The following is a 13,487-nucleotide window of genomic DNA, read 5'->3' as shown; positions in this document are numbered from 1 at the left end:
ATACAGTTTATACGCGCCTAATCTCTGGAAATTGAACTCATGCGTACTTCTAAATGGGTCGCTGTGCTTTATGGACTGATTGTTCTGATCGGTATCATTATTGCCTTGCCCAACTTCTTCACAAAACAACAGCTTGAAGCAATGCCGTCGTGGTTCCCGAAACGACAGGTTACGCTCGGTCTTGATCTGAGTGGCGGCTCATACCTTGTTCTCGAAGTAGATGCGGCAAGCCTCAAGAAAGATCGTATGCGGGCATTGCTCGATGATGCGCGAGGCAAACTGCGCGCTGAACGTATTCAGCCACAGTCGATCCGTGCAGTGGGCGATTCTGTTATCGTAACAATTCCGGATGCCGATCAGCGGGCGAAAGCCGATACGGCTCTCAAAACCCTCATTTCTCAGGTTAATACGACCGGCTTCGGAACGGCCATCAACGATATTGATGTTACCAGCGGTGACAACCAAATCCGCCTGACGTTGACACAGGCTGGCTTTACATACCGCCTTGACGCAGCTCTTCAGCAGAGCCTTGAAATTATTCGCCAGCGTGTGGATCAGGTTGGTGTTGCTGAACCATCGATCCAGCGCGTGGGTTCTGATCGCATTGTGGTGCAGCTTCCAGGTCTGCAGGACCCGGCACATCTCCGCCAGCTTCTGGGCAGTACCGCAAAGATGAGCTTCCACATGGTGGCGGACGCAAATCCAAATGATGCCCCCCCTCCGGGCGTGACAGTGCTGCCTGATTCCAAAGACCCGAACATCAAATATCCAATTGAAGATCAGGTGGCACTTTCTGGTGAGCGTCTGACGGATGCGCGTGCAGGGTTTGACCAGCGCACCAATGAGCCGATTGTTTCGTTCCGCTTCGATAGTCTTGGCGCACGTCAGTTCGCTGATATCACAACTAAGAACGTGGGACGTCCATTCGCCATTGTTCTTGATGGCAAAGTCCTGACAGCCCCGCGTATTAATGAGCCAATCACCGGCGGCTCCGGCCAGATCACGGGTAATTTTACCGTTCAGGATAGTGTTGTTCTTTCTGCGCTTCTGCGCGCCGGTGCTTTGCCGGCTCCGCTGACAGTTATTGAAGAACGTACCGTTGGTCCAGATCTCGGTGGCGATGCTATCAAGATGGGCCTGATCACAGGTATTGCGGGCTTTATCCTCGTCGCGGTCTTCATTCAGTTGCTTTATGGCGTCTGGGGCCTGATTGCCAACGTAGCACTACTGCTGCACACGGTTCTCACATTCTCCGCCCTCAGCCTCATCGGAGCCACACTGACACTACCCGGTATAGCGGGTATTATTCTGGGTATTGGTATCGCAGTTGACGCGAATATCCTGATCAATGAACGCATACGGGAAGAAACCCGCAAAGGTCTCGGCGCTATGGCCGCGCTTGATAAAGGCTTCCATGCGGCCTTTGCAACCATCGTTGACTCGAACGTCACATCGTTGATTTCGACTTTGCTTCTGTTCATGTTCGGCACAGGTCCGGTACGCGGCTTTGCTGTCGCCATGATGCTCGGTATCGTCATCTCGATGTTCACCGATGTGACACTCGTCCGCATGGCGATGGCCTGGTATGTCCGCAAGCGCAAGCTCAAGGTGCTTGAAATCAAGCCGTTTATGAAGATAGCTCCGGAAAATCCAAACTTCCGCTTCATGAATGCTCGTTTCATCGGGATTGCGACTTCCATCGTTTTGTCACTTGCTTCGATTGGCCTCTTCTTCAAGCCGGGACTTAATTACGGAATCGACTTCAAAGGCGGTATTCAGGCAGAAATCACGACATCACAGCCGGCCGATCTCGCACAGTTGCGTGAAAAGCTTGGTGGGCTTGGCCTTGGTGAAGTTGCACTTCAATCTGCTGGTAGCCCGAACGATGTTCTCATCCGTATCCAGCGTCAGGATGGTGGCGAAGAGGCACAGACCGTCGCTGTCAACAAGATGCGGGAAGCAATTATCGCAATTGACGCGGATGCCAAGATTGATCGTACAGAAGTCGTCGGACCGAAAGTTTCTGGTGAACTCGCCCGTTCAGGCTTCATCGCGGTTGTTCTTTCGGCACTCGGTATGCTCGTCTATCTTTGGTGGCGATTTGAGTGGTTCTTCGCGGTCGGCGCTATTATCACACTGATCCTCGACACCACAAAAATGGTGGGTTTCTTCGCGCTGCTCCAGCTCGACTTCAACCTGACTGCCATTGCAGCACTGCTGACGGCCATCGGTTACTCGGTGAACGATAAGGTCGTGGTTTATGACCGTATGCGTGAAAATATGCGCCTTTATAAATCGAAACCGCTGCGCGAGATCGTGGATATGAGTATCAATCAGGTCCTCATCCGCTGTATCTATACCTCTGTGACAACGTTCCTTTGCTTGCTGCCTATGGCAATCTGGGGTGGAAGTGCTGTGCATAATTTTGCCGTACCAATGCTGTTCGGTATCTTTATCGCGACAACTTCGTCGATCTTCATTGCAGCACCGATCCTGCTCCTGCTTGGCAACTGGTGGCAGCATCGTCAGGAAGCACATCAGGCAATTATTGAGAATAGTGCTACACCGCAGAAGTAAGCTCATTGCCGGGCATGGTTTTGCCGTGCCCGGCTTCCAAAAAAAGTTTATAAGACTGAAATCGGGAAGGTCCCGCAATGCCCCATGACACGCCTCTGATAGCGACAATCGTCATTGGCCTGTGTCTTGCATTCATCTTCGGGACCATAGCCACCCGATTGAAAATTTCTCCCCTCGTTGGCTATCTGCTCGCAGGCGTCATCGCTGGCCCGCATACACCGGGTTTCGTTGCCGATCAGGAGCTCATTCTACAATTGGCCGAAATTGGCGTTATCCTGCTAATGTTCGGTGTCGGTCTGCACTTCTCTCTCAAAGATCTTTTATCGGTTAAAGCCATAGCTGTTCCGGGAGCGCTGGCACAGATTGCGACGGCTGCGGCACTCGGCACCGCTCTCGGCTTAGCGCTCGGTTGGGATATCAAAGCTGGTCTGGTTTTTGGTCTTGCGCTATCAACAGCCAGTACCGTTGTTCTGTTGCGCGCCATGCAGGACATGCGCCTCATCGATACAGAGCGCGGCCGCATCGCCATTGGCTGGCTGATCGTCGAAGATCTTGCGATGGTTATGGCGCTGGTGCTTTTGCCTGCACTTGCGAGTGTTAGTGGCGAAGCTGGCCATGCCGCTACAAGCGATCCAATCGCCCAATGGTTAGGCCTAGGCATTGGCGGCATCATTTTATTAACAATTGCCAAGGTCGCGGTTTTTGTCGCCCTTATGCTGGTCGTTGGGCGCAAAGTCATACCCTGGCTATTAAACGTCATTGTTCAGACGGGCTCGCGCGAGTTATTCCGATTAGGCGTTCTGGCAATCGCCCTTGGTGTTGCCTTCGGTGCGGCCCATCTGTTCGGTGTATCCTTTGCGCTCGGCGCGTTCTTTGCTGGCATGGTTATGAGCGAGTCTGAACTCAGCCATCGAGCGGCTGAAGAATCTCTGCCACTCCGCGATGCCTTTGCAGTACTCTTCTTTATATCTGTGGGCATGTTGTTTGATCCGATGAGTCTCATCCGTGATCCCCTGCCCCTGATTGCTACGCTTGCTATCATTCTCGTGGGCAAGTCGGTTGCAGCATTCTTCATCGTCCGTGCATTCAAACGCCCGATCGGAACGGCACTAACCATTTCCGCAAGTCTCGCACAAATCGGTGAGTTCTCATTCATTCTGGCAGGCCTTGGCGTCGGACTTAATCTGCTGCCAGCGGAAGGGCGTGATCTAATACTGGCGGGCGCCATCCTTTCGATATTCCTCAATCCGGTTATGTTTATTGTTGCAGAACGTCTGCGCCCTTCGATTGAAAAGCGTCTCGGCCTGCGACGGTCCGAGGATGAAACTCTGGAAACCGAAATCAATATTTCCGAACCGGCACCACTTATTCAAAGTAAGCTCAGAGACCACACCGTGATTGTCGGATATGGTCAGATCGGCAAGCGCGTGGCAGCAAGCCTTCAGGAAAGTCATATACCTTTCCTTGTTGTCGAAGATTCGCCCAAGATTTATTTCAGATTGAAAGAAATCGGCATCGAAGCTATTGCGGGTAATGCCTCGGATGCTGAAATATGGGAGACGGCGAATCCATCTTTCGCCCAAAATGTTGTGATTGCTATTCCCAATGCCTTCGAGGCAGGACGCATCACAAGTCTTGCGAGGCAAGCGAATGATAAAGTGCATATTGTTGTGCGCGCCTGTTCGCAAGCCGAAGCACAATATCTGCGCGATCTTGGCGCAGACGCTGTCATTCTCGGCGAAGCTGAAATCGCCGCAGCAATGGAGAAGGCAATTAAAAAGGATGAGCGGATTACGGGCGTTTCCACAAAACACGCTCAATCCGGGGCTGATGTAAAAGGGGAATTTAATGCGAATTGAATGTGCGGTGGCCAGTTAATGAAGCTCAAGGATTATATCTGGCCCATAATAGGCATTTTAGCAGTGATTGTTTCCGCATGGCTTCTTTATAGAGAGCTACGCAGTATCTCTCTCGATGACGTTCTGGACAGCCTCTACGCCATTCGTGCACATCATTGGTTGTTGGCAGCGGCTTCTGCTCTCCTCGCCTATAGTTCGCTGGCTGGCTATGACCGCATCGCACTTCTTCATCTGCATCGCAAAATATCCTGGATCTTCATCGCCCTCTGTTCGTTCACAACCTATGCCTTATCACATAATATCGGGGCATCGGTCGTATCTGGCGCTGTCGTTCGATATCGCGCTTATTCCTCACAGGGAATGCCCGGCAGCGAAATTGCGGTGCTGATTGCCTTCTGTTCCTTCACCTTCATCCTCGGCGTCATCATCACATCAAGTGTTGTTCTGCTTCTGGAGCCGCATATCCTCTTGCGCTTCAATGAGGAACTGACCCCGACCATTGCGATCATTATCGCTCTGGCAATGTTGGCTTTTGTACTGCTTTATATCTTCGGCAGCTGGCTCCAGCTTCGCCCATTGCAAATCGGCAAGTTCCGTCTTGAATATCCGCGTCTGCCTGTGGTGACGCAGCAGCTTATCGTCGCTCCTCTGGAACTTATCGGTGCTGCAGGTATCATCTATTTTGCACTGCCTGAAACAGGCAATCCCGGCTTCCTGATCATTCTTGGCATTTTCCTGGTATCGTTCTCAGCAGCGCTTATTTCCCACGCCCCGGGAGGGCTTGGCGTGCTTGAACTGGTGTTTCTCACCGGCTTGCCGGATATGAACCCAGCAGATGTTCTGGCGGCTCTGATCGTCTTCCGCCTGCTCTATCTTCTCATTCCATTCGCCATGTCGTTGATCGTGGTTCTCGTCTTCGAAAAATCACAATTCGTACTGCGCTGGAACGACAAGCAGAAGAAGTAATCATTTGGAGGCGGGATTAATTTTTACACTCTCGCCTCAAATTGAATTTATATTTCTTAAACTGGTATGAAATAGCCCCTATCTTGGAAATTGCTTCGCATATCCTCCCGATGCAGAGCAGAAACGCCTCCCAAGGCACATTCCAAGAGGAACTAACGCATGCCTGCGACATTGATCATCCCCGGTTATAAGGGATCGGAAGCAGGCCACTGGCAGCGCCAATGGTTGCATGACGATCCGTCAGCAGTGCTTGTCGAACAGGACGACTGGCACTATCCGGTGCTATCCGACTGGATGCACGCGCTCGAAGCTAAACTCGCCGAAAATCCCGGTGCAGTTCTGGTTGCCCATAGTCTCGGTTGTATTCTTGTTTCGCATCTCGCAAGTCGTCCGGCTGCAGCTCATGTTGCCGGTGCCCTCCTGGTCGCTCCCGCAGATGTTGAAACCATGTCGCGTCGCGATAGCCGCTTTGCGAGCTTTGCGCCCTTGCCTCGGCATGAATTGGCATTTCCGTCCATCGTGGTTGCGAGCCGCAATGACGAATACATGCGCTTTGCCAAGGCCGAAGCCATTGCGAATGTTTGGGGTTCTGGCTTTGTCGACATTGGTCATGCAGGGCACATCAACGTGGCTAGCGGCTTCACACACTGGCCTGAGGGCGCAATCCTCGCCTCTTCGCTGCAACGCGAACCGATATCACACACGCTCTCCCAAGCGGCGTGACCGTGGACCGCCCGCTTTTAAAAAGTCGGGCGGTTTTATTTTCAACTATGCTGTTTGCGCTCGAGCGAGATTTTCAGGACAAGCGTCAGCAAGGCTATGCCGGCCAGTGTAGAAGCTGCAGCGAAAGCGCCAGCTACATTGTAATCGTTGAACAAGAGCTCAACCTGTAGGGGCAATGTATTCGTTTTGCCACGAATGGCGCCAGATACAACGGATACTGCGCCGAATTCGCCCATCACGCGGGCATTACAAAGCACCGCACCATAAAGGAGCGCCCATTTGATATTGGGCAGCGTAACATAGAAAAAAGTCTGCCAGGCATTCGCCCCAAGCGTAAGAGCCGCTTCTTCCTCATCACTTCCCTGCACTTCCATGAGCGGAATCAGTTCCCGCGCCACAAAAGGTGATGTCACGAACAGGCTCACCAGAAAAATCGCGGGAACGGTGAACATGATCTTGATGTCGTAACTCTCCAGCAGTGGGCCGAGCAATCCCTGAGATCCATACAAGAACAGATAGGTGACACCGGCAACAATCGGTGACACCGAGAACGGGATTTCTACGAATGTGATCAACAGTCGGCGCCCCGGAAAGCGGAACTTTGTGACCAGCCAGGCGACACAAATGCCGAATGCCATATTGATCGGCACAACAACAATCGCGGTCAGAACCGTCAGCCACACCGCATGAAGCGTATCTGGCTTGAGTATTTCGCCCAAAAACACCCCGACGCCCTTGCTGAAGGCATAGGAAAAAATCACTGCCAAAGGTGCGCCGATGCAGATTGCCGAAAAAATGGCCGCAAGCCCGATCAACAAGCTGCGCATCGGTGTGGATTGATTGCGCGCCTGCACGCTTGCACTAGCGCTCTGCATAACGAAGCCGCCTTGCTTGAATAATATTGGTCACAAGAAGCATAAAAAACGCCATCAAGAGCATCATGAACGCGAGTGCTGCGGCAGCCGGATAATCATATTCATCCAGCCTGATGAAAACGAGAAGCGATGTCACTTCCGTTTCAAAAGGCAGATTGCCCGAAATGAAAACGATCGAGCCGAACTCACCAAGGCTGCGGGCAAAGGACAACGAAGCGCCAGCCAAAAATGCCGGAAAGATTGTCGGCCAGATGATGTGCGAGAAAATCTGCCATGGCGTAGCACCCAGACTGCGTGCAGCCTCTTCAACATCAGCGCTCATATCTTCCAGCACAGGTTGAACTGTACGGATGACAAAGGGAATACTGGTGAAGAACATCGCAATCATGATGCCAAGCGGCGCATAGGCAACCTTGATGCCGATAGGCTCAAGAAAGCGGCCAAACCAGCCATTTGGCGCAAACAGCGTGACGAGTGCGAGGCCGGCAATTGCAGTCGGCAAGGCAAAGGGTAGATCGACTGCGGCATCAATCAGTCGCTTGCCCGGAAATTGATACCGTGACAACACCCACGCAAGCAATAAACCAAACAGGCCATTGAAAACGGTGGCTACAGCTGCGGCACTGATTGTAATACGAAACGTCGCAAGCGCCCGATCCGAAGTTACAATGTTCGAGAAATCGCTCCAGCCAAGACTGGCAGTCTTCAGGATCATTGCAAAAAGCGGCAAAGCGACAATGACCACCAGATACAACAAAGTGCAGCCAAGGGTCAGTCCGAACCCCGGCAGCACCGAATTGCGTTTCATGCTCAGAAGCGACACAGAATTCTTCCAAAAGAAAGGCGAGAGCTGCATGCTCTCGCCGAGCAGTTTTGTTTACTTGGCAGTAAAGAGCTTATCAAGTACGCCGCCTTCAGCGAAATGCTCTTTCTGAACCTTATCCCAGCCACCAAAAGCATCCTCAATAGTGATGAGGCGGACATCAGGATAAATATCTTTGTGCTTTGCAATCACATCCTTGTCGTGGACGCGATTAAAGTTCTGAGCGAGAATTTCCTGGCCTTCAGGCGTATAGAGATAATCGAGATAAGCTTCGGCGATCTTGCGCGAACCGCGCTTGTCGACAACTTTATCAACAACTGTGACGGGGAACTCGGCCAGAAGGCTGACTTCCGGTACGACAACATCATACTTGTCTGCACCAAGAACCTTTTCAGTACCACGCGTTTCAGCTTCAAAGGTCACGAGAACGTCCCCGATACCACGTTCAGCAAAGGTAGTCGTGGCGCCACGGCCGCCGGTGTCAAATACCGGCACATTCTTGAATATCTTGCCGATGAACTCGTGAACCTTTTCCTGATCACCCTTGAAAGCTTCGTTGGCATAAGCGGTCGCTGCGAGATAGGTATAGCGCGCATTGCCCGAAGTCTTGGGATTCGGGAAAACAACTTTCACGTCGTCACGAGCGAGATCATCCCAGTTCTTGATCCCCTTTGGATTACCCTCACGCACAAGAAAAGCCGGGAACGAGTAATAGGGCGAAGAATTGTTCGGCAAACGCTTCTGCCAGTCTGCAGGGATCAGATCGCCCTTATCATGCAAAACCTGAACGTCCGTCACCTGGTTAAAAGTCACAACATCGGCTTCAAGACCTTCAAGAATAGAACGGGCCTGCTTGGATGAACCGGCATGGGACTGATTGATGGTAAGGTCTTCACCAGTCTTTGCTTTCCAGTCGGCAACGAATGCCTTGTTGACCTGCTCGTAAAGTTCGCGCGCGATATCATAGGAAACATTGAGAATTTCCTTCGGCTCCTGTGCGTGGACAGGAGCTGCACCCAAGCCAAGAGCAACAGCCGCGTATAGAATAATTTTCTTCATAGATCGCACCCTTCTCGCTTTGCTTGCGCAAAACGCCCTTAAATCGACTTTCATTGGGAAACAAATCTACAGACAGATAAGCAAGAATCAATCTAAATCATTGATTTAAATATATAAACTACTTTTTCACCCATCCTTGGAAAGTGCACCTATCAGAAAAATCACATGGAGAATAATTTTTCAATTGCCGGTAAAATCGCGCAACAAAATGAAGAGAGCCGGAAACTTGCGCTTCCGGCTTTCGAAACTTTTTCACCTATTAAGGATTACCAAAAACCACGATGCTGCCAGCACCAAAGAAAATTCTGCTCACCTTTGTCAAGCCGGTTGCGACGCCGCTGTTCAATCTCTTCAGCATTGAGCTTCATACCGCGCCAAGGCTGTTCCAGAGAAGCAAAGACTGACGATACGCAACTTTTCAGGCTTTTAATCAGCAATTGAAATTTGCGGTCCATAAGAGCCTCCCATTCGCATCATCTTTTCAAAGCCACGGTTTCGCCGCAACAATGAACGATGTGTTAATTCTGAAGGCTTCTTATATAAAGTCAATATCCTACTTATTCTATCGGAGTTAACGGAGTGAAATATTTTGCGAGCAACCCTGTAGCTCCTCCCAAAATTATTTCGCTTTAGACCTCGTAATTATCAACCGGCCTGATGCGCACCTTTTCGACATGACGACCGTTCATCGCATGAATGGTAAATTCAAAGCCATCCGCAGTGAAACTCTCTCCACCTAACGGCAGATGACCCAGGTGCCAGATAACATAACCTGCAAGGGTCGTGTAACGATCACTATCATCAACGAGGTCGCGCTGTAGAATACTGCTAAGACGACGAATGTCAGTAAAGCCATCAACCAGATAACCACCCTGACCGTCTGATTCTGCAACGGACGCTTCCTCGTCCTCATCAGGAAACTCGCCAGCAATGGCCTCAAGTACGTCTGTCGGCGTAACCACACCTTCAAATGAACCATGTTCATCAACAACAACAGCGAGCTGAACCGGCGAAACACGCAACTGTTCCATAACCCTGAGCACATTCGCATTTTCATGCACCACAAGCGGCTGCTTGATCACCTTATCCCAGTCGATCGGATTCTTATCACTCATATCCAGCAACAAGTCCTTGACAAGAGCAACACCGACAAACTCATCGACCTGACGGCGCGCTACAACGACGCGAGAATGGGAAAGCTCTCGAATCGCCTGATGCAACTCTGTTTCATCTTCATCCAGATCAAGCCACTCAATCTCATTACGCGGCGACATGATCGAACGAACAGGACGATCTGCAAGATCGAGAACGCCGCGGATCATCTCCTTTTCTTCCGGCAGGAAGATGTCGCTGGATGCCGTCTGCTGTGCAATCACATCAACCGTATCCGAAAGTGGGCTGTCATCGCGCTGACCACCGAGCAGCCTCAATACAGCTCCAGCGGTTCTTTCGCGCAAATCATTGGTTGTCACCAGCTTCTCACGATTCTTACGCGCCATCTGATTGGCGGCTTCGATCAACACCGAGAAGCCGATCGCAGCATAGAGATAGCCCTTTGGAATGTGGAAACCAAAGCCTTCAACCACCAGACTGAAACCGATCATCATCAGGAAACCAAGGCAGAGAATAACAACCGTCGGATGCTTGTTCACAAAATCCATCAGCGGACGAGACGCGAGCATCATCACACCAACGGCAATTATAACTGCAATCATCATGACAGGAAGGTGCTGCACCATACCGACAGCCGTAATGACGCTATCCAGTGAGAAGACCGCATCAAGCACGACAATTTGGACAATAACCTGCCAGAAAACGGCGTGAACAACCCGTGAATTCTTCGGCCCATGAGCCCCTTCAAGGCGCTCATGCAATTCCATCGTACCTTTGGCGAGCAGGAAAAGCCCGCCAATCAGCATAATGATATCGCGACCGGAGAACGAAAGCTGCATTACAGATATCAATGGTTCACGCAGCGTCACGATCCACGATATTGACGCAAGCAGTATCAGACGCATAAGCAAAGCAAGCGAAAGGCCGATTATACGCGCGCGGTTACGCTGATGAGGTGGCAGCTTGTCAGCCAGAATCGCGATAAAGACAAGATTGTCGATGCCGAGAACAATCTCGAGCACCACCAATGTGATCAGCCCTATCCAGGCATTGGGGTCGGCAATCCAGTCCATGGACCAATCCATGATGTGTCGGCTCCTATAAAATCAGAAAAAAGAGGTAACAGAAAAAACGCCGCATGCATTTCCTTGCCGAAACGCTGCAAAGCGGATCGGTGCGAAGAAAGTGCAAACGGCGTGAGTAAGCTCAAAGCCTTTTAAGACGTATGCTCCCTGTGAGGGAGCGGGACTTCGAGAAGACGGGTCGTCAGAACTGTCGTCGGGCATAAAGCGCGATGAACCTTTTAAAAAGACATCGAGTAAGCGTTCTGCTTACACTCGGATGTCATGTTGTCGAGTGAGTATAGTTGCCTGTATTATGCAGACACGCGGCTTCCATGCAAGTCCTATGGCTATTCCGCAGGAGAAACATGGATGCCACGCTTACGTTCACGCCGCGGGCGTCCCTTGAAAAAACGCATGCTAATCAAAGCTGCGATGATCGTCACAACAGTGATACCGATAACCGCCCAGAACATATGATCGCCATCCATCTTGGCAAATACACCTATCCCACGACCAGCCAACCATCCCGGCAGAAACATGACAGGAGCCCAGACCATGGCGGATAGCACGTTTGCAGTTTGGAAGCGCTTCTGATCCATCGACATCATACCGGCAACCATCGGCACCGTGCAGCGCACTGGTCCAAAGAAACGCCCCAGGAATACAGCAGAAAAGCCGTAACGGCGGAAGAGCAGACGCGCGCGTGCAATGCCAGTACGGTGTTTATTGAGCGGCCACTTGTGGATGATGCTGCGGCCAAGCCACCAACCGAGCAGATACGAAACAATGTCACCAATTACGGCGCCAATGATTGCACCAATAATAATTGGCCATGGCTCAACGATACCTGCACCTACAAGACCACCAATCGCGAGCATGATCGGCGTAGCCGGAATAAGCATTCCGATAATAGCGAGTGACTCGCCGAAGGCAATCACGCCCACGATGGGAGCTGCCCATGCCCGATGATCGGAGATGAACTGTCCGAGATCGCTGATTATGCTTTCCATTCCGTCCTCAAAATGCCGCGAACCGGATTATGAAGCCACCCAGAAACTGGATACTACTTCTGGTTTTCTGAAACGAGGACAATCCGGTGCGTGAACCCCTCGCCTGCCTGCGCGTTCGTTACGCTTGCAGCAATATCTCAATGGCAAAGAATATACTTGCCTATCAAGTCTTTTATATGCCGAAGCATCTCAGACAAGCATCAAAAATTGATGACACGGCTGCGACATTTACAGCGCTCTTATCACAAGTCGCCTCAGTCATCATCCGGACAATCCATTCAAACTCATCGAGAAACATCAGTAGTTTCGTTTAAAGCTTCATGCATATGGAAATTCAGCCACTTCGTTGCAACCGCACGCCTTCAAAATGTTTCAAAAGCAGAATCATAGGTGGTTTGATTCCAAACAATCGGGAACAAACATGCTCTTAAAAAGAGTTTTTACACCAATTACACGATATCGTTGCAAATTATAATTTGGAAAGAGCCAGCATTTCCGGGACTTTTGAACTTATTTGATTTTTTTTTCGTTTTTTTTCTATTGAAGGCTAGACACGAAGAAAAGCGGCCTTTATAGAACCGCTCACCTCACCGGGGCCGCTGCCTCGGAGAAGCGAGTGGGTGATTAGCTCAGTTGGTAGAGCAGCTGACTCTTAATCAGCGGGTCGTAGGTTCGATCCCTACATCACCCACCAATCTTTTCAATAAGATACGCTAGATTCCGCTGAACAGAAAAACTCCAGTTTACAAATAGTTTACAGACTTTTGTTCTGGCTTGGGGCATCAATGTCCACGCTCTCCGACCTCTTCAATGCGTTGCAAAATCTCTGCCATCAGACGCACGCTACCCCCAATTGCGACAATGTGTCCTGAATTTTGCTGATGCTCTGTAAGGCGGTTAAAGTGGCCTGCTCGTTTGCTGCAAAGCGATAGGCGAGATTGTACTTACTCCGGTTAGCTTGCTGACATTCACTTATTTCTTTTCGCGCAAATAAAGATAGAGCGGAAACGCTAGCGACAGCCCAACGCAGAAACTAGCTGGGAATATCAACCACCATTGTGCAACGTTGTGCTTGGCCGCGTCGCGCCATGACCATACCCAGAATACCAAGATTGTAATCAGCACATCAGCGGAGAAGCCAGCAGCTGCTCCGTTTACAAACAGAGATTGGAGAAAAAGCCAAATATCAAGTCCATGCTGTGAGAAGAAAGACCCAAAGAATATCCAGGGGATAAATGTCCCAACAACAGACATTGCTAAATAGAAATTCTTGTAGCTCAAGCCAACTTTCCCCATTAAATAATAGCAATTTACCTGATTTGAATGCTCTATTTTCACACCACTTACAATCTTAAAGAGTGCGCTTTTACTCGGGTGAAGCCTGTGGCCTTAATCACCTCTTCTGGTTAATTGATTTC

General features: G+C 50.6%; 11 protein-coding genes and 1 tRNA gene. 5 read left to right on the top strand and 7 right to left on the bottom strand.

Annotation, left to right across the window (positions count from 1 at the left end):
• Positions 1-39: 39 nt before the first annotated feature.
• The 4 genes from secD to H5024_RS06060 all read left to right on the top strand — a co-directional run bounded on the left by secD (position 40) and on the right by H5024_RS06060 (position 6,125).
• Complete coding sequence (gene secD / locus H5024_RS06075) at positions 40-2,577, top strand: protein translocase subunit SecD (RefSeq protein ID WP_187544487.1); 2,538 nt, start codon at positions 40-42, stop codon at positions 2,575-2,577.
• 77 nt (positions 2,578-2,654) lie between these two features.
• A complete protein-coding gene (gene ybaL, locus H5024_RS06070) occupies positions 2,655-4,436 on the top strand; it encodes a YbaL family putative K(+) efflux transporter (RefSeq protein WP_247875216.1) in 1,782 nt (593 codons plus the stop codon).
• Between the two features lie 18 nt (positions 4,437-4,454).
• Positions 4,455-5,402 (top strand): lysylphosphatidylglycerol synthase domain-containing protein, encoded by a 948-nt coding sequence (locus tag H5024_RS06065; protein WP_187544486.1) that lies wholly within the window; start codon positions 4,455-4,457, stop codon positions 5,400-5,402.
• A 159-nt stretch (positions 5,403-5,561) separates the two neighbouring features.
• Positions 5,562-6,125 (top strand): alpha/beta hydrolase, encoded by a 564-nt coding sequence (locus H5024_RS06060; protein WP_187544485.1) that lies wholly within the window; start codon positions 5,562-5,564, stop codon positions 6,123-6,125.
• A gap of 41 nt (positions 6,126-6,166) precedes the next feature.
• On the opposite strand, the gene cysW is transcribed toward H5024_RS06060, so the two are convergent.
• The 6 genes from cysW to H5024_RS06030 all read right to left on the bottom strand — a co-directional run bounded on the left by cysW (position 6,167) and on the right by H5024_RS06030 (position 12,069).
• Positions 6,167-7,000, bottom strand: a complete 834-nt coding sequence (gene cysW / locus H5024_RS06055; RefSeq protein WP_187544484.1) for a sulfate ABC transporter permease subunit CysW — start codon at positions 6,998-7,000, stop codon at positions 6,167-6,169.
• Complete coding sequence (gene cysT, locus H5024_RS06050) at positions 6,987-7,808, bottom strand: sulfate ABC transporter permease subunit CysT (protein WP_187546658.1); 822 nt, start codon at positions 7,806-7,808, stop codon at positions 6,987-6,989. The genes cysW and cysT overlap by 14 nt, the downstream gene beginning before the upstream one ends.
• A gap of 69 nt (positions 7,809-7,877) precedes the next feature.
• On the bottom strand, positions 7,878-8,882 hold the full coding sequence (locus H5024_RS06045; RefSeq protein WP_187544483.1) for a sulfate ABC transporter substrate-binding protein: 1,005 nt from the start codon (positions 8,880-8,882) through the stop codon (positions 7,878-7,880).
• Positions 8,883-9,148: 266 nt separating this feature from the next.
• Positions 9,149-9,337, bottom strand: coding sequence for a hypothetical protein (locus H5024_RS06040; RefSeq protein WP_187544482.1), 189 nt, complete (start codon positions 9,335-9,337; stop codon positions 9,149-9,151).
• Positions 9,338-9,511: 174 nt separating this feature from the next.
• Positions 9,512-11,080: a TerC family protein gene (locus H5024_RS06035; protein WP_187544481.1), complete on the bottom strand. Its 1,569-nt coding sequence runs from the start codon at positions 11,078-11,080 to the stop codon at positions 9,512-9,514.
• Between the two features lie 326 nt (positions 11,081-11,406).
• Positions 11,407-12,069: a DedA family protein gene (locus H5024_RS06030; protein WP_187544480.1), complete on the bottom strand. Its 663-nt coding sequence runs from the start codon at positions 12,067-12,069 to the stop codon at positions 11,407-11,409.
• A 618-nt stretch (positions 12,070-12,687) separates the two neighbouring features.
• On the opposite strand from H5024_RS06030, the gene H5024_RS06025 reads away from it, so the two are divergent.
• A tRNA-Lys gene (locus H5024_RS06025) sits at positions 12,688-12,763 on the top strand.
• A gap of 278 nt (positions 12,764-13,041) precedes the next feature.
• Here H5024_RS06025 and H5024_RS06020 read toward each other — a convergent pair.
• On the bottom strand, positions 13,042-13,350 hold the full coding sequence (locus H5024_RS06020; protein ID WP_210309599.1) for a DUF2834 domain-containing protein: 309 nt from the start codon (positions 13,348-13,350) through the stop codon (positions 13,042-13,044).
• Between the last annotated feature and the right edge of the window lie 137 nt (positions 13,351-13,487).

Source organism: Ochrobactrum sp. Marseille-Q0166, from assembly GCF_014397025.1.
Taxonomy (GTDB): Bacteria; Pseudomonadota; Alphaproteobacteria; order Rhizobiales; family Rhizobiaceae; genus Brucella.
The sequence above is the reverse complement of the archived record's forward strand: the minus strand, read 5'-3'. Positions and strand labels throughout refer to the sequence as shown.